This window comes from Thermospira aquatica, assembly GCF_023525255.1.
Classification (GTDB): Bacteria; Spirochaetota; Brevinematia; order Brevinematales; family Thermospiraceae; genus Thermospira; species Thermospira aquatica.
The window spans coordinates 15,683-32,223 of the sequence record NZ_CP073355.1; the positions used below are offsets into that span (position 1 = coordinate 15,683).

Annotated in this window: 18 protein-coding genes and 1 pseudogene; 5 read left to right on the top strand and 14 right to left on the bottom strand. The window is 42.9% G+C overall.

Annotated elements, in window-relative coordinates:
• Positions 1-2: 2 nt before the first annotated feature.
• Positions 3-1,028, bottom strand: coding sequence for a phosphate acyltransferase PlsX (plsX, locus tag KDW03_RS00080; protein ID WP_271435375.1), 1,026 nt, complete (start codon positions 1,026-1,028; stop codon positions 3-5).
• Between the two features lie 28 nt (positions 1,029-1,056).
• Complete coding sequence (gene rpmF, locus KDW03_RS12270; protein ID WP_408648315.1) at positions 1,057-1,251, bottom strand: 50S ribosomal protein L32; 195 nt, start codon at positions 1,249-1,251, stop codon at positions 1,057-1,059.
• 157 nt (positions 1,252-1,408) lie between these two features.
• On the opposite strand from rpmF, the gene KDW03_RS00085 reads away from it, so the two are divergent.
• The 3 genes and pseudogenes from KDW03_RS00085 to KDW03_RS00095 all read left to right on the top strand — a co-directional run bounded on the left by KDW03_RS00085 (position 1,409) and on the right by KDW03_RS00095 (position 3,011).
• Positions 1,409-1,534 (top strand): hypothetical protein, encoded by a 126-nt coding sequence (locus KDW03_RS00085; RefSeq protein WP_271435376.1) that lies wholly within the window; start codon positions 1,409-1,411, stop codon positions 1,532-1,534.
• A 51-nt stretch (positions 1,535-1,585) separates the two neighbouring features.
• Positions 1,586-2,739: pseudogene (locus KDW03_RS00090) on the top strand (integrase catalytic domain-containing protein).
• The gene (locus tag KDW03_RS00095; protein ID WP_271435377.1) at positions 2,727-3,011 is read left to right on the top strand and encodes a hypothetical protein; all 285 of its coding nucleotides are present in this window, start codon (positions 2,727-2,729) and stop codon (positions 3,009-3,011) included. The pseudogene KDW03_RS00090 and the gene KDW03_RS00095 overlap by 13 nt, the downstream one beginning before the upstream one ends.
• Here KDW03_RS00095 and KDW03_RS00100 read toward each other — a convergent pair.
• Positions 2,965-6,450: an alpha-amylase family glycosyl hydrolase gene (locus tag KDW03_RS00100; protein WP_271435378.1), complete on the bottom strand. Its 3,486-nt coding sequence runs from the start codon at positions 6,448-6,450 to the stop codon at positions 2,965-2,967. The genes KDW03_RS00095 and KDW03_RS00100 overlap by 47 nt on opposite strands.
• A 460-nt stretch (positions 6,451-6,910) precedes the next feature.
• Here KDW03_RS00100 and KDW03_RS00105 point away from each other — a divergent pair, with 460 nt between their 5' ends.
• Positions 6,911-8,632 (top strand): phospho-sugar mutase, encoded by a 1,722-nt coding sequence (locus tag KDW03_RS00105; protein WP_271435379.1) that lies wholly within the window; start codon positions 6,911-6,913, stop codon positions 8,630-8,632.
• A gap of 16 nt (positions 8,633-8,648) precedes the next feature.
• Positions 8,649-9,722 carry a 3-isopropylmalate dehydrogenase gene (locus KDW03_RS00110; protein ID WP_271435380.1) on the top strand — a complete coding sequence of 358 codons (1,074 nt, stop codon included), beginning with the start codon at positions 8,649-8,651 and terminating at the stop codon, positions 9,720-9,722.
• A gap of 23 nt (positions 9,723-9,745) precedes the next feature.
• Here the strand turns inward: KDW03_RS00110 and KDW03_RS00115 are convergent, their stop codons facing one another.
• The 11 genes from KDW03_RS00115 to KDW03_RS00165 all read right to left on the bottom strand — a co-directional run bounded on the left by KDW03_RS00115 (position 9,746) and on the right by KDW03_RS00165 (position 15,490).
• Positions 9,746-9,958, bottom strand: a complete 213-nt coding sequence (locus KDW03_RS00115; RefSeq protein WP_271435381.1) for a DUF3467 domain-containing protein — start codon at positions 9,956-9,958, stop codon at positions 9,746-9,748.
• 19 nt (positions 9,959-9,977) lie between these two features.
• Positions 9,978-10,523, bottom strand: coding sequence for a hypothetical protein (locus KDW03_RS00120; protein WP_271435382.1), 546 nt, complete (start codon positions 10,521-10,523; stop codon positions 9,978-9,980).
• Positions 10,524-10,544: 21 nt separating this feature from the next.
• Positions 10,545-11,309, bottom strand: coding sequence for a hypothetical protein (locus KDW03_RS00125; protein WP_271435383.1), 765 nt, complete (start codon positions 11,307-11,309; stop codon positions 10,545-10,547).
• A 228-nt stretch (positions 11,310-11,537) separates the two neighbouring features.
• Positions 11,538-11,762: an Imm32 family immunity protein gene (locus KDW03_RS00130; protein ID WP_271435384.1), complete on the bottom strand. Its 225-nt coding sequence runs from the start codon at positions 11,760-11,762 to the stop codon at positions 11,538-11,540.
• Positions 11,763-11,924: 162 nt separating this feature from the next.
• Positions 11,925-12,110, bottom strand: a complete 186-nt coding sequence (locus KDW03_RS00135; RefSeq protein ID WP_271435385.1) for a hypothetical protein — start codon at positions 12,108-12,110, stop codon at positions 11,925-11,927.
• Positions 12,111-12,220: 110 nt separating this feature from the next.
• Entirely contained in the window at positions 12,221-12,778 is a 558-nt protein-coding gene (locus tag KDW03_RS00140) for a hypothetical protein (RefSeq protein WP_271435386.1), read from the bottom strand.
• A 55-nt stretch (positions 12,779-12,833) separates the two neighbouring features.
• Entirely contained in the window at positions 12,834-13,847 is a 1,014-nt protein-coding gene (locus KDW03_RS00145; RefSeq protein WP_271435387.1) for an NADase-type glycan-binding domain-containing protein, read from the bottom strand.
• A gap of 13 nt (positions 13,848-13,860) precedes the next feature.
• The gene (locus KDW03_RS00150; protein WP_271435388.1) at positions 13,861-14,031 is read right to left on the bottom strand and encodes a hypothetical protein; all 171 of its coding nucleotides are present in this window, start codon (positions 14,029-14,031) and stop codon (positions 13,861-13,863) included.
• Positions 14,032-14,037: 6 nt separating this feature from the next.
• Entirely contained in the window at positions 14,038-14,919 is an 882-nt protein-coding gene (locus tag KDW03_RS00155) for an SH3 domain-containing protein (protein ID WP_271435389.1), read from the bottom strand.
• 20 nt (positions 14,920-14,939) lie between these two features.
• A complete protein-coding gene (locus KDW03_RS00160; protein WP_271435390.1) occupies positions 14,940-15,266 on the bottom strand; it encodes a hypothetical protein in 327 nt (108 codons plus the stop codon).
• 11 nt (positions 15,267-15,277) lie between these two features.
• Positions 15,278-15,490, bottom strand: coding sequence for a hypothetical protein (locus KDW03_RS00165; protein ID WP_271435391.1), 213 nt, complete (start codon positions 15,488-15,490; stop codon positions 15,278-15,280).
• Positions 15,491-16,541 lie beyond the last annotated feature (1,051 nt).

A 16,541-nucleotide genomic window follows, 5' to 3' on the forward strand; every position in this document is an offset into this window, starting at 1 on the left:
TTCTATACGAGATGAAAATCCTCCAGCTCTGTATGAATTTTGGCAAGCACCTCGTGACGAACAGCGCGAGCTGCCGCCTTAATACCATACCGTATAGCATCCTTTCCTGATGCTCCGTGACCAATATAGACATTTCCATTAACACCCAACAGGGGTGCGCCACCGTAACGCTCAGGATCAGTTTTCTCCTTGAGCTCAGCAATCGCCCCCATATACAAAGGCAAACCCAAAAGGGCAAGAAGACGTCTTTTGATCGCTGACTTCAAAAGCTTCGAGATAGCTTTAGCGGCTCCTTCGGCTGTTTTAAGAGCAATATTTCCAATATATCCGTCACAGACAATCACATCTGCTTTCGTGCCAAAAATATCCCCGCCCTCAACATTCCCTATAAAGTTTAAAGGAAGCTCCTTCAGGGTTTTGTAAACTCCCTTCATCTCCTGTGTACCCTTGTGCTCTTCTTCACCAATATTCAAAAGTCCAATGCGAGGCTTTTCCACACCAAGCATTTCCCGACTATAGATCTCTCCCATCACACAAAACTTCACATAATCCTGCGCCTCACACTGAGCACTAGCCCCAACATCTAAAAGGATGTTGGCTTTCCCCTCTATGTTAGGCATAAAGGTTGCAAGCGCAGGCTTTTTTACTCCCTTTACTCTCCCAAGAATAAGCGCAGCCGCTACTACAATAGCACCAGTGTTCCCAGGAGAGAAGAAGGCATCTATCTGTTTCTCTTTGTGTGCACGAAGACCTACATAGATGCTCGCATCTTTTTTTTGTTTCATGACATTGAGAGGATCATCTTCCATGGTAACTACTTCTGCAGCGTGAAGAAAATCTATCCTCTCAAGCACATGAGAAGGATACCTTTTGCGATGCTGAAGCTTTTCTAAAATTTGCTGATAGGTCTCTTTTGGACCTATCAAAACAACGGTGATATCCTTCTCTTCAGCAACAGCCTCAAGAGCACCCTCAACGAGCTCAAGAGGATCTCTTTCTCCGCTAATAATATCAACACCGATTTTCATAGAATTTCCTACCTTCCCATATATGCCCTTACGCTTCGTGAATCGTGCGCGTTAGAATCTGCTTGCCTTTGTAATATCCACACGCAGGACATACCCTGTGAGAAAGTTTGCGTGATCCACAGTTTGGACAAAGCGAAATCCCGGGAGCCTGCATATTGTAATAACCAATGGAACGACGCATTCTGGTCTTACACTTCGCGGTTTTATGTTTGGGTACTGGCATAGGTGTCCTCCTTTAGGTTCAGTATATGTCCTGTTATTTTAAGGTTAAAGGGAGAAATTGTCAAATTTTCGAATTGCTTCATAATAAAAGTACTCGAAAAGGGAACGCTATTGCAAAATAAAAAAGTACTTTAAATTTGTGTAAAATAATCCAGTTCATGGCTCGACAAGCTCGCCAACCGTGGCTCGACAAGCTCGCCAACCGTGGCTCGACAAGCTCGCCAACCGGAATTGGGGTGGCGATGTTTGAAAGGAGACCTATTTACAGGGAAACGGCGAAATGATATGCTGAGCTTGTCGAAGCAGAGTATCAAAAAGCCAGCAAAAAGGAAAAAATGGAGATACTGGATTATTTTGTGAGGATAACAGGTTTAAAAAACCGAAACTATGCCGCCAGACTCTTGAGGCAGCACGGAAAAACCATCTATGTAGGCAAGAAAAATTACCTTAAAGCCGACATAGCCAAGAAGGGCAAAAGACCTGGCAGAAAGAAAAAATTCGGCGAAGAGGAACTAAAACTTCTAAAAAAGGTCTGGGAAATTGAAAACTACATGTGTGGCAAACGTTTAAAGCCAATTTTAAATGAAGTTTTAGATAATCTCTTAGCAAACGGACATCTCCACGGTTCTCCACAGGCTATAGAAAACTTGCGCCATATAAGTGCTTCAAGTATTGACCGACTTTTGAAACATGAGCGTAAAAAGCTTGAGATAAAAGGACGAAAAGGTACAAAGCCTGGAACGTTGTTAAAGCAACAAATAGCTATACGCACGTGGGCAGAGTGGGATGAAAATTGCCCTGGTTTTATGGAGATTGATCTGGTTGCCCATGAGGAGGAAATGGCCGGGAGATTTTGCTCAAACATTAAATATGGTGGATGTTTGGAGCGGTTGGACAGAACTTGTGGCAATCAAAAACAAAGCTTCAAAATGGGTAAGAGAAGCCATAGAAAAAGTCCAAAGAAGACTTCCTTTTGATTTACGGGGAATTGATTCTGATACCGGTGCTGAATTTATTAATCATCCTCTGCGTGATTGGTGTGAGAAGAACCAGATAAAATTTACAAGGGGGAGAAGCTCCCGTTCCAATGATAACTGCTACGTTGAGCAGAAAAACTATTCCATAGTCCGCCAGAATGTTGGATACTTCCGCTACGATACCGAGGAAGAAGTCTACTACTTGAACCAACTCTATGCCTATCTTCGACTGTATACCAACTTTTTTCAACCGGTTATGAAAATGACAGAGAAAAAGAGAATCGGAAGCAAGGGTGCAAAAGCATGATGATATTAAAACTCCCTACCAGCGGCTTTTAGAAAGCTCTTATGTAAGTGAGGCACAAAAGGAACGCCTAACAAGGCTTTATAAGGCTCTCGATTTGTTTCACCTAAGACAAAAAATTACAGCTTGCCAGAGAAAACTTTTCAGCCTTCAAAAGAAAAAGAATGTAAAAAACAAAAATTTGGAGGAAACTGTATGGAATTTTTGAGTACTTTTTTTTGTGAGGCAATGATTCGAATTTCGAGTACTTTTTTATTTGACGCAACGGGATTTTCGCTTAAAATACAAGATAGCACATCCTTCAATCATGTAAGCAAAAAAACTCTGCAAGCCAAAAAAGAAAACACAAGAGAAGAGAGAAGAAATGAGACATTTTTTAGGGTTTCTCGTAAACAAAAAAGCGCCGGCACAAAAACCGGCGCTTGTAAGTTTTTTAACGAAGATACAGTCCATCGACACCTATCTTTCCCGGGCCATTGAGAACATAGATACCAGCAGAATTCGCCTTCACTGTAAAGGTAATTGTACCGTTATTCACAGTAATAACATTGCCTGTAACAGCATCACGATAGGTGCCATTCCGCACCCCTGAAACGGTTATCGTTTGCTGACTCCCTATAGTAAGCCCCACCACCACATAACTCTCGCCGTTGTTGTAATCACGAACAAAACTCATTCCACTTCCCCACTCGTTGACCTGTTGCATCGGTGCCTTCTGAAGAGCGGGAATGGCACGCCGAATCTGATTGAGGCGCTTGATATGCTGATAAAGGGGATGAGACTTTGTTGTCGCAATCTGAGACGAAGTAAGATTATTGCCATAATATGCTCTTCCTGTTTGGTCAATCGTCATCGTGGCGTTTATAATATCCTGAGGAGCTCCCTTCTGAAACTCTATTTCCTCACCGTAGTAGAGACACGGTATGCCACGAATCGTCCAGAGAAGATTGTATGCAGCCGCTGCCATCCATTGTTCACCTTTAAAACGGTAGGTAAAATCATTATCCGGCCCCACATCATGATTTTGGAGGAAGGTCACCAGCTTGGTGGCATCACCATACACCCAATCCATAGCCAGAATCCCGCCAATACCACTAAACGATCCTTTGCTCACATTGTCTCTGAAAGTGGAAAAGAGAGAAAAGTCCAGCACCGAAAAACCAGAATCCCCTCCCGAATTTGGATTGTTCTCGTCATTTCCAAGACGGGTGTACCACCAGGGACGAAGTCGAGAAGGAGCATTATCCCAGCCGAGATTCCCCCATCCTGTTCCCTTGACCAGGTTCTCACCAAAAACAAAGAGATCAGGCTTGTGAGCCTTCCAGCGGTTCACAAAACCGTTCAGAAGACTGTTTCTCTCCACATGTTTCACAGTATCCAGACGGATGGCATCTACACCCATATCAAGGTACTGGTAGATGGCTTCATTAATGTAATTTCGAACCACTTCACTCTCTGTATTGAGATCGATACAATCCCCTGCCATACTGGTTACCCAGAGTCTTTCAGGGTTTTCCCAATCACCCCCCTGGACATAGCCAGCCTGATGATACCAGTCATTCACAGTCGTTCCCGATACTGTAGAGCCCGTAAGAGGATAAAAGGTACCAAAGAATTTTCCACCATCATTGATGTTGAGTAGAGCTCCCGTGGTCTGATCGTAGATCACATTTGTCCCTCGTGGATCGCTCGTCTGGTATGCCCTAAACCAGGCTGGGGCAACAGGATTGTCGTTATCCTCTCGATAAGGGTGTTTATAATCCCCCAGGTTGTAAAGATAGGGAGAGGTTGCCCAGTTTGTTGAAGTTACTGGCACCCCCTGCGGACGGAAGTACTTGATAGGATACCGTGTTAACCATACCTTGCCACGAATACCGTAACTTGAAGAATGGTTCACCACCACATCCATCACGATCTTCAGTCCTTTTGCATGAGCCGCGTTGATCAAATCCTGGAAGGTTGCGCCAGGGGATTCCAATCTAGGATCCACCCTCGTCCAGTCATAAATATGATACCCATGATAATCCAGGCCGCTACGGTTCTCAAAAGGAGGGGTAATCCAGATAGCCGTAAAACCAAGATCTTTAATATAATCCAACTGCTGGATCAACCCTTTAAAATCACCCCGCCAATGAGGATCTCCCGGCTTGATCCGATCCCGATTATAGTAATTGTTGTTTGGATCACCGTCGTAGAAACGAGTGGTAATGAGAAAATAAATTGTTTCCTCTCTAAAATCCACTCCTGAAGGCTGACTCCCCACTACCAAACTCACGCTATCTTCCGCAGTATTTCCCGCGGTATTGCTCACCTGGACCCGAACCGTTTTGGTTCCGCTACTACTAAAGGTAAGAGAAATCGCCGCCGTAGGTAAAAACGCTGTATCCCAGGTTCCATTTCCATCTTTATCCCATCGGAAACGAAGCTGGGAGAAACTATCCTTCTCATCCCAGGAGTTGGAAGCATTGAAATAAAAGAGTGTCGAAGTTGTCCCACTTGCGGGGCTTGCCGTAAGAATAGCTGTCGGAATACGCAGCATACGGAAGACCACCGAGTTCGTCGTTGAATACAGCCCAGCCGTATCCTTAGCATACACAAAGACTCGATTGGTCCCCTCGGGAAGATCATATATCACACTCCAGTTGGAGCTATTGGCATCCACAAGAACAAAACTCCCATTGTTCGTCTTAATATAGACTCCAGCCACACCCCGGTTGTCCCAAACATATCCTTGAATGGTGATCGTGGGCGTTTTAGCTACCGCATTGTTTGTTGGTGCCACAATGGTGACCACCGGACGAACCGTATCCGGACCATTGGGATTATTGGTTGTCATTGTCCCATTGGATAACCAGACCTCTTTATACGAAGTACGGTAATCCATATTATTATTATTGTCCCACGTGCTCCCGTTGTTAAAGACAAACGTCAGCACATTACTGTACATTGGAATCTCTCTCACATACCAGTTTCCCCCTTCAGCTGTCATAGGCTGCCCGGGAACAGTCGTCCACCCCAATCCATTGTTATAATGTATATTAACCGTCGACCATCCTGTTCTGAAGTAATGCACCTTGATACTGTTGGTATTGGTCACAAGAGCAAGAGACCTCACCACCAGTTTTTCCTCATTCTCATAGTAAATAAACTCATACTTGCCACTGGCTGGAATCGAAAGGGAGATATTTCCACCACCCTGGGCAAGTGACGTCACCGTCTGCGGTAACGAAGTGCCACTCGAGGACCCAAGACCACGGTTGATATCCCACGCATTGTTCATCACAAGCTTGTAGGATACCGAACCAGCCGAAAGATAAATCACTCCCTGCCAGACCTGATTGGATACCAGGGTCAGGGCCGGAGCCGTGGTTGCCGACCAACTCCCCAATTCCGCTGTACTCCCCGGTACACGTACTGACGTATACTGAGAAACAAAATTCCCACCACCAGAGGCAACCGTCACCGTGAGCTTCTCCTGACTTTCAAAGTACGTAAAAGTATAATACCCGTTCGAAGGGACTGAAAGAGAGATGTTTCCACCACCCTGGGCAAGTGACGTCACCGTCTGCGGTAACGAAGTGCCACTCGACGACCCAAGACCACGGTTGATATCCCACGCATTGTTCATCACAAGCTTGTAGGATACCGAACCAGCCGAAAGATAAATCACTCCCTGCCAGACCTGATTGGATACCAGGGTCAGGGCCGGAGCCGTGGTTGCCGACCAGTTCGAAAGTTCAGGCGTACTCCCTGTGACACGAACCACAGAATACCCGGAAGAAAACGTTGCATAGGCTATAGCCGGAGCCTTTGCTGCCTCTTCGTTTGCCTCCTTTACCTCCAGTGGAGTTAACTGACAACCAAAAAACAACAATAACAAAACACCCAGAAAAAATCCCACCAACCATCGGCTTTTCATACCGACCTCCTTTATACATGATGTTTTATAAATATTTGCAAAAAATATGCCAAAAATATATTCTTTTATAATATTCTAACTGTAGAATATATGAAAAATTAAAATAAAGACTCTTCAAAAACGGAAACTTTTAAAAAATCAATTGCACAAAAGTTTTACATTCTGCTTTTTTTTAAAAGGGCACTTTGCACTCTTTTCATTTGCACTCTTTTCATAAAGAAGAGACGCTCTTCCTAAAAAATTTTCTCCACAATCTGTTTCCCTCTAAAGTTTTTCAATATTATTTATCATCCTTACAAGAAGAAAAAGCACTTCTCACATTTTTATCATCAAAAGAGAGAACGCTTTCTCAACACGTTGGCAAAATCTCCCCGCCAACAAAAAATGCAAAAAATAGCATTTTTTTCCAGGTTATGGTATACTATAATTCAATTTTATCATACCAATGTGGAGGCAATCCATGAATCAAAATGTCCAGAAACGCATCCAGGAATGGCTTGGTCCAGAGTACGATGAAGAAACCAGAGCCGAGATCCAGAATCTGATCGACGCGGGAAACGAAAAAGAGCTCGAAGATCGTTTCTACACCGAGCTTGAGTTTGGGACAGGTGGTCTCCGTGGAATCATAGGAGCTGGGACCAACCGCATGAATCGTTATGTGGTACGAAAAGCCACCCAGGGACTTGCTAACTACATCTATGCCAAGGGAGACCCCAAAAAAGGAATCGTTATAGGGCGGGATTCCCGTATTATGTCTGATGTTTTTGCTTTTGAAACTGCCGCAGTGATGGCTGCCAATGGAATCAAGGTATATTTCTACGAGGATATTCATCCTACCCCCATGGTTTCTTTTGCTATACGAGAGCTCAAAGCGCAAGCAGGGGTCATGATCACCGCTTCTCACAACCCCAAAGAATACAACGGATACAAGGTCATGTGGGACGATGGTTGTCAGGTTACTCCTCCCGCTGACAAAGGCATCATCGAAGAAGTGCGCAAGATTACTTCCCTGTCGCAGGTAAAGTACCTCCCTTTTGAAGAAGCAAAAGCACAAGGTCTCATCGAGGTTATTGATACAAAAATAGATGCCCTCTATCTCGAGAGAGTAAAAACAATAAGCATCCACCCGGAGGTAGCCCCCTCCTCGGACGTCAAGATCTGTTATTCTCCCCTCTATGGGACAGGGTACAAGATTATCCCTGCGGCTCTCAAAGTGTGGGGATTTGAGAACGTGTATGTTCTCCCGGAACAGGCTACGCCAAATGGCAATTTCCCTACCACCCCTTATCCCAACCCTGAAGAAACAGAAGCCATGGCCAGAGGGATAAATTTCGCTTCAGAGAACAACTACGATATCTTTATCGCCACTGACCCGGATGCCGATCGTCTCGGTGTCGCACTCCGGGACAGAACGGGGAAGATGGTGCTTTTAAACGGAAACCAGATTGCTACCCTTTTAGCCTATTATGTAGCAACGGAGAAAAAACTCCCCCCCAATCCCTGGATGGTCAAAACAATCGTAACCACCGACCTTATCGCCGATATTACCAACGAACACAAGATTGGACTAACCGATGTACTCACGGGTTTTAAGTGGATTGGACTTAAGATCCGGGAGTTCGAAAATGAAGGGAAAAACTTTGTTTTCGGTTGTGAGGAAAGCCATGGGGTCCTTCTCGCAGACTTTGTACGAGACAAGGACGCCATCATGGGAGTATCTTTATTTGCAGAGCTTACTGCCTACTACAAATCAAAGGGTACTTCCGCGCTTAATGTCCTCTACGACATTTACAGAAAGTACGGTTTTTACAAGGAAAGTCAAAAATCTCTCACCCTTTCAGGAGTGGAAGGGCTTTCTCAGATCAAAGCCATGATGGAAAAACTTCGCACAAATACCCCCAAAAACCTTGGGAAATGGCAGGTACTTGAGAAACAAGACATGAAAACAGATGAAATCATCGATATGACTACCGGTCAAAAGAAAGGAAGAACAGGGCTTCCTTCTTCTGATGTGGTGGTTCTCAAACTCTCCGATGGAGCAAAGGTGGTTGCCCGTCCCTCAGGAACAGAACCTAAAATCAAGTTTTACTTTACCACCCGTGGACGATTTGATGAGATGAATACCGTAGAGAAAGAACACGAGATGCTTCGTCAGGCATTTCTCTTGTATATTCAAGGTTAAAGAAAGGAGGTTTAGCATGGCATACAAAATTGCCGTTATCCCCGGTGATGGAACAGGTCCAGAGGTTATTCGAGAGGGACTCAAAGTACTCAATGCTGTGAGCCACGTCTATGGTATCAAGTTTGATTTTCATACCTATGACTTTGGTGGTGAACGCTATCTCAAAACAGGGAAGATTATCGATGCTGAAGAAATTGAAGAGCTCAAGCAGTATGATGCTATTTATCTCGGTGCCATTGGTCATCCTGATGTAAAACCGGGTATCCTCGAAAAGGGACTTCTTCTGCGTATTCGGTTTGACCTGGATCAGTACATCAACCTCCGTCCTGTAAAACTCTATCCGGGCGTTGAAACACCTATTAAGGAGAAGACTCCAGAACATATCGATTTTGTTGTCATACGGGAAAACACCGGTGGTATCTACACAGGACACGGTGGAGCTACTCGTGTAGGAACTCCCGATGAGGTGACCACCCAGGTGATGGTCTATGATCGAAAAACCGTTGATCGTTGTCTGAAGTATGCCTTTGAACTCAAGAAGAGACGAAACCAGATAAGTGCTTCCTACGCTGCCAAGCCTTTGCATCTCGTTCACAAGAGAAACGTGCTCACGTATGCCGGCGATCTCTGGTTTCGAGCTTTTGAAGAAATGGGACAGAAATCCTATCCCGATATTCCCAGAGACTATCTCCATGTGGATGCTACTACGATGTGGTTTGTGAAAAATCCGGAGTGGTTCGATGTTATTGTAACAGAAAACCTCTTTGGAGATATTATCACTGATCTGGGTGCCATGATCCAGGGTGGCATGGGTATCGCCGCCGGTGGAAACATCAATCCAGAAGGCGTGTCTATGTTTGAACCTATCGGTGGTTCAGCTCCAAAATACACAGGTAAAAATGTCATTAACCCCCTTGCAGCTATCGAAGCGGCTCGTATGATGATCGACGAGCTCGGTGAACATAAAGCTGCCGATGCTATTCAAAAAGCTGTGGCCACCACCTGTACACGTCTTAAAAGCCTCTCCGCTGGAAAGATGGGCTACTCCACCACCGAAGTGGGAGACATGGTTGCCAGCCTCATTTCCTGACACAAAACCTCTTAGAGCGAATTTTAAAAGCCCCCCTTAACAGGGGGGCTTTCTAAATGAGAGAATATAGGTAAAAGATACATTATTTTTTCTCCCGGTGTCACACTCCCAAAGTCAAACAAAAACTCCTCGCTACTGCTATTGATTAAGGCAAAGTTTGAGTAACTCACTCCATTGGCCCTATCCGTAAAGTTTATCTTCAGACTTTGTCCATTATTACTCTTGTGTCTTTCCATATCTACCCTCTTTTTGAAATCATTTGCTTCTTGACAAAACTATCTGCATACCTATACTTCCAAATAAAAGGACTACCCACGAAAATACAATTGTTCCTTTGAAAAAGTCAAAGCCTTTCCAATACTCTTTCCACCTTCTTTTAAAACGGCTAAAACCACTCTCTCCCTCAACCTTCGAAACAACTTTGTTAGTACTTAATATAAAATGTATACCTAACATAACAAGTATCACTAAAAATATAAACCAATACCCCAAACCTATTGCCAGAAGAGAAATGGGATATAGCAATATCACCATCACACTTTTCCCTAAGTTAACATCCTTCCAGAAGAGCCTCCATCTTTCTTTGAAACTGAGTTTCTTCCCTGTAAACATTTTGCTTGTATCAAACAAAATACCCCCAATATTTATTGCTGTGACAAGAAAGAATATCAACCACAAGGGACTTATCCCATGTTCCTCCAGAAACCTCATAATATCCCCAAAAAGGTACTCTACTATTAGGTATCTATTCTCCACCATTCTTTCCACTCTTTTAAAAAAAGATACAACAATATCCATCATATCTTCTCCCTCCTAATTTTTCTACCTTCCGTACTTCAAATAATCATAGTTTTTTTTCCCGTTATACATTATATTCGTATCAAAGCTCGGTACCTGTATATTGGGATAATTAGAGTTTTGGTTATATTCCCACAATTTTTCGACCCCAACTAATACAGTATTCTGAAAAGCTTCCATTCCCCTTAAAAATTCCCGTTGTGCCATCTCCGTGGTCATCTGTGAAAGTTCTCGCTGGTATTCAAAATAGAAGTGCAATTGCTCTGAACTAATAAATCTCCCTGGCTTGGTTCCAAACCAATCAGCAACCCCTTTGTATCCTGCCTTTACATAAGGTTTACCATTTTTGTAGGCTATCGCCACCAAATCATCCACATTCTGAATTGCTGGTTTAAAGACAAGTTTAGAAACCCCTTTGGTTGCCCAGCTGAGACCAATGTCTATACCAAACATCACAAAATTCTTTATTGCACCCCCTAATGCCTTACCATCTTTTGACTCTAACCCAACAGCACCCAAATAGGAGCCTGCTGAAACCTCTGTGGTCACTGTAGAAGCTGTAAATAAATATCCAGCTGTCGCAAAAAAGAATGGTGCAGCAGGTTGTGCTCCAGGTATTACAGTACAAACTACTCCTCCAGCAAAGGAAACTCCACCTGCAATTGCTGACCACTTCGAAGCTCCTTCAAAAAATCTTCCCCCACCTTTCCCGCTTCCCCACACGTATCGAATGGCAGCTGGTAGACCATGCTCATAGCTATATTCAAGCTCCTTAGGCCTTTTAATCATGATTCTTTTCTCCAACTTTCTCAAGGTACCCCAAACTTTTTTAAAACTCCATTTACCATTACAAACATACAAATTAGAGCTAACATCCCATTTGTCTTATTCACCAACAAGTCCTATTCCATGAAATTTACTTGTGAACTTTTCACATTTAACAAAACTCTCCTTTTTAATATTTCGAACATGATGCACCAAAAAACTTACCAGTTCCTCATCCCTAGGGTTTTGAGATTAGTCGGGTTTCAATACTATTCTCAAATGATTGATTAGTTCATTATTCTCATCTTGTTTTTCTTCCGTCAATTCGTGACCACCCCAGGATGGTGTCATTAAATGTACATGACCACCGTTTTTTTCTAAAATATCTAATTGCTTTTTTAATAATTTAATACCTTCTTTATCGCAATAAATCTCGATTGATTCATCTTTTCTATTCAATTCAACAGTCAATACCATAATTAATCCTCCAAGAAATATTTCTTTTTAGGTAAGTCTCCTTTATAAGTTTTTGGCCTAGTAACATCAACTTATCTATTTTTTGAACAGTTTTTCCCTTAAATGGATTTGCAAGCCCTTTCTCCGCCGTCGATGCGGCTTTAACTACCCTCGTAGGAGACTTCACCCCAAAACTACCTTCGTGCCTTTTACCGCCCCAACACCAATCGTTACCACTCCAAATGCCTCTTCTCCAGCCCTCTCCCAATCCACACCACCTTTCTGAGTCCCCAACACATATCGAATGGCATAATGGCTAAAGCCTAATCTCCCTCGCTGCTCTGGAACTATCACAGCAGTCCTTGCCACACAACCTACTACTAAAAAACACAATACCCAAACCCCTTTCTTCATTTCCCCATCCTTTTCTAAAATTTTCTCCCTCTCCCCGGATATTTCCAGGGAGAGGGGAATGGTATTTAATCTTCGAGTTTAAACTTCCAGGCTGCGTTTACCACCTTGAGATCCTTTGCCTCGGGAATATCCCGATACAACATATCCAGATCCTCTTTCATCGTGTCAGTCGAAACGATGTCGTAGGTTATCCAGTAAGAATCATCCTTGGTATAACCACTTTGATGAAATCGGACATAGCCAAGATAGGTGATCGTATTCTCCTTCACCTCAAACTCGTAACCAACAGGGAAAGACCGAGCCCCGCTATCTCCCCCACTCACACCCCATTCATCGATAGCGTACGTCCCTGGTTTCACCCGATAGAAATAGTATCCCTTCGTCGATGAGGTTGCTCCAATTGAAAAAGGCTTTTCGCCGTTTTCCGAAAGCGGAACAATCTGGAGATTCATCATGAGATTAAACGAGGTGTTTTCCCTGATAAGCTCACGCGTCCCATAAAGATAGCCCCAGGGACCACCAGCCTCTTGTTTCAAAAAGGTCTCCCGTGTCAGGCTCTCCTTACACCCCATCGTCACCAACACAAACAACACCATACTTACCCATGCGATACATCTCTTCATCTTTTCCTCCATTTTTTATATATTTTATGGTCTTATCTCTTTTTGTGCCTCATCATCAATGCCCTGGATGACCCATTTCCAGTATCTCATCCATCCCATCCTCCTCGTCATACTCAATACCCTCCAGAAAGGTACCAGAAAAGTGCCTGAAATCGGTCGTTTTCTCCCACTGTTTCCCCCCGAGAGGCTTCACCATGAGTTCAGAAAACTCTGAAAGCTTCCAGTCACCTATCCTGTTCGCTACCGCTCTATTCATCTTCACTTTGCCTGTTTTGGGATCTCGTATCGTGAAATCCTCCCCACTGTAGTCTTTTCTTGTCTTGCGGTAGACATAGATCCCACCATCCGTCATATCAAACTCAATGATATGCACATCATGGGTGATCCCCATCTTCTTGAGACTCCCGGCAAACCGACTGCTGGGATCATACCAAATAAAATGGGGCACGTAGGCAGGGATTCGGACAAGAAAACGATCTTTGTACACCTCGAGAAAATTCTTCTTATCCTCTTCGAGAACAACTACATCGTATTTTTTACCCTGGTAAAAGAATTCTATCTCACTTATACACGTATCATCATATCGGGTTCCAGGATAGGTAGAGAGGACTCTAAAAGAAAACCATTGAACCTTTACAGCTCTTCCCAACTTTATCTCTTGAGGTCCCCACTCATCTTTTAATGGAAACACTTCTCCATTGATCACATATTCATCCTCAATTTCTCCCTCCTTTTCTACATAGAGAACTCCTGCTATACCAATTTCTTTTACCCTGTTGTTAGCCAGGTACACATTTGTATTCTTTTGATACCCATTGTAAATCACTATAGTGTCAATAAAAAAGGGTTCTCTAAATACTATTCGAAAATAAGGAGGGACATCACTCGCTGTGTAGTTGGTGTTTACAGCTACACAGGTAGAGAGGTTTTTGTCTAACGCCAGATAAGGAAAATAGGGGGGTACCACCGCCTGCCAGGCATTCTCTCTATTCGTTCCATCTAGGCGTATCTGCCCATACGCTACCGTTATCCCCAAGATGAACCATACTATCACAAAAAATCGTTTCATATTTTTCCTCCTTTTATTGGGTGACTATGAAACTGCGCCCTTCTTTACCATACACACTTTGAGCAAATGCCCACTTATCCTCTGACTTTTTCCCGCCAAACAGCTTGGCGAATTCTTCAAAGTCGTCCCTGTAAATGGTCTGACAGCCGTGAGACCAGTTCCACTGGGAGGTATGAGAAACCATCGCTTGCTACTCCTCCTCATCCAGATAGATATCCACCACCCAGCCTTTAATTGTATTACCCTTCTTGTCCTTAACGCCTGTGTCTATGTATACCCACTTAGCCGTTCTGTCACTAATCGTAAAAGTAACATCCGACCGCTTAAGTATCTTAACCCTTGCTCCCTTCTTTAGCTTTAGTAATACAGCCGAGTTTGTAGAAGCTTCGGCACGAACGTTTACATTGTCGCCGGTGAGGATGTGGTAGTCATTGGTTAAATTTTCCAAACTATAGGACGAAGAATAAATTTTACTTTTTATTCTTACCAATTGACCATTTTCATCTTCACAAGAAAAATTATAATAACCTTCGTTGTCAAGTACGAATAAATTATAGAGATAATATTTTGAGTCCGTTGGTGTTGAATCTCTTGCTAAAAATACAACTCCCTTCTTAAATACTCTGCCTCTTATCTTTTTCCCTTTTTCATTATATCTAATATATGTGCCGTCTTTATAAAAAGAGTAGTTATAATATGAATCCCCCATTGAACCAATGACTTTAAAAGATTCAAAGTTCGTCACTCTTTCAAAATCATCGGGTTTAGCTACACCACTTTTTCTTGCCCATCCAAATATTATATCTTCTCCTTTAGCAGGATTTTTATATACCCCAGTATTTATATAGACCCATTCTCCATATTTATCAGCCAGATTTTTATTTATCAACTCAGGGTTATAAACCACAAAGAAACCCGCTTTAAGAGTAGTAATTATATTGGAAGAAATGGAAGGGTATTCATAGACATTAAGATTTTCCTCAACAACAATCATACCAATGTCTTTTGAATGGCCAAAAATAGGATTAAAAATAACCAATGATACAAGTAAGGTTATAACTTTGTTTATCATAAAATTACTCCTGTTCTTATTTACCGTATTGTTATATGCAAGTGATGTCTATGATTATAGTAGTCTCCTGATTTTAAGTTCTGTTGTCTCCAGAGATTTGGATGTCTTTCTGGTCTTGAACTATACCCATAAAATTCCCAAGGTCCAAGAGCTTGACTTACTCTATTATCTCCAACAAATTGATTATAGACTTCCCTTATGAATGCTGTCTGTGTTTGTCCATTTTCATTATTAAAGTAAGCCACTTCATTTCCACGATATACTCTTATAATATCTATCCCTCTTCCCGACCCATGAGGGCTTGTAGCGCTATTCCTCCACAAGCTTGATACCTGAATACTATCCACATTCACACTCCTCACTGACTACTTCTATCCAGAACCATCCCCATCCAACCTACGTCATGCATAACACCCTCCAGAAATGTCCCACTAAAGTCTTTAAAATACGGCGTCTTTTCCCACTCTTTACTCTCTCGTGGTCTTACCATAAGCCCATACACCACACCTCCAGCTACTGCAAACTTTCTCACACCACGCTTCAGTGCTTCTTCATACTCTTTCCACATCATAGACACTTCCACGTTTTTTTATTTTTTGTTTTTTTTCGGTACATTATACATTCACTGGAAAATTTTGTCAATGGGCATTTGTCACAATTTTTGCTGTTTCCTTGTTGCAGTGTAAGAAGGGACGCTTGTTGCTATTACCTTATCGCAGTACAAAAAACTCCAGCTATTACCATATTGCAGTTAATGCGTGAAACCCGAAAGTTATTCCCTTGTTGCAGTGGAAAACAGCAATGCTCTTACCTTTTCACAGTCAAAACGAGAAAATTTATTCCCTTATCGCAGTTGGTCTTTCCCCGGTAGCTCTTTCTTTATTGCAGTTGAGAAGCAGGAAATTTTTTAGCTATTACCCTGTTGCAGTCGGAAGGTATTGTTTAGTGTTGCGGGAAAAACTCTTGCTGTTACCTTGTCACAGTGGGAAAAATTCCGGTTATTACCATGTCGCAGTGAAAGCTTGAAACCTGAAAGCTCTTCCCGTGTTGGAGGGGAAGGGAGAGAGGATATGAGCTATTACCTTATCGCAGTTAAAAAGACTGCCATGCTCTTCCCTTGTCGCAGTGTGCCTGTCATGCGGGCTATTACCTTGTCGCAGTGAACTGGAGGGAATTAAGAGCTCTTCCCGTGTTGCAGGAGAAAAAAAATCTTTTGCTATTACCATGTTGCAGTTTGGAGTTCAAGACTTAAAAGCTTTTTCACTATTGCAGTGGTGGATGAAGAGGAGTCTTTTGCTCTTCCCATATTGCAGTCAAAAACACCGTGAAAGCCGTTGCAATTGCAGTGGCAATCGAGGGAGAAGCTCTTACCCTATCACAGTTTTACACTCCGCGCTCACACTGCAAAAAAGTAATAGCTCATGTTGAAAATTCCAGAGTCACCATCTCCCCGGATTTTGCTTATCCTCCTCAAAACTTGCTATTCCCTTATCACAGTCTAAGATGAAGGGCTAAACTGCAACAAGGAAAGAGCACCCGAAAAGTTCAACAAAGAAAAAAGATCTTCCTTTATCACAGCCACAACAAAAACCATTGTGTCAAGAAAATTGTGTCTAGTCTCT